Annotated in this window: 1 protein-coding gene; it reads right to left on the bottom strand. The window is 29.6% G+C overall.

The features are described from left to right. Window positions 1-100: 100 nt before the first annotated feature. On the bottom strand, window positions 101-436 hold a 336-nt coding region (locus tag IM290_RS21540), incomplete at its 5' end, for a hypothetical protein (RefSeq protein ID WP_193354519.1).

Below are 436 nucleotides of genomic sequence, written 5' to 3'. Positions count from 1 at the left end.
CTTTTAAGCATTGATTTGATTCATGTAATTATAGATTTACGAATCTAATATTAAAATTTAGACTATAGATTAAGTAAGCTCAATGAAAACCATACAAATACTACAACCCATATCTTTTCCTTTTATCCTTTTTCGATAATTCTCTTTTTAGAGTTGAAGCCTCATATTTCCTTTTCTCATTAACATAGACTTTCTCTGTTCGGCTACTATTACTGACTATAAAGTTAATCAATGAAGAACATACATTTTTCATACGCTCTTTGTTGATCAAATCATCATCCAGTTTATTTATATGACTATAATATGAAAGTAGCAGAAAGGTTAAAACAACCTCCCTGTTGGAGAAGGTCATTTTTTCGATACCACTTTGGTATTTGATATAAAATCCTGCACAAAAAAGATATGATTGTTCGATAATTCGTTGCTCTGAGAAACC

The sequence above is a fragment of the Enterobacter cloacae complex sp. S1 genome, assembly GCF_014930525.1.
Lineage (GTDB): Bacteria > Pseudomonadota > Gammaproteobacteria > Enterobacterales > Enterobacteriaceae > Enterobacter > Enterobacter hormaechei_C.
Note: the sequence above shows the minus strand (reverse complement) of the source record. Positions and strands in the feature narration are given on the sequence as shown.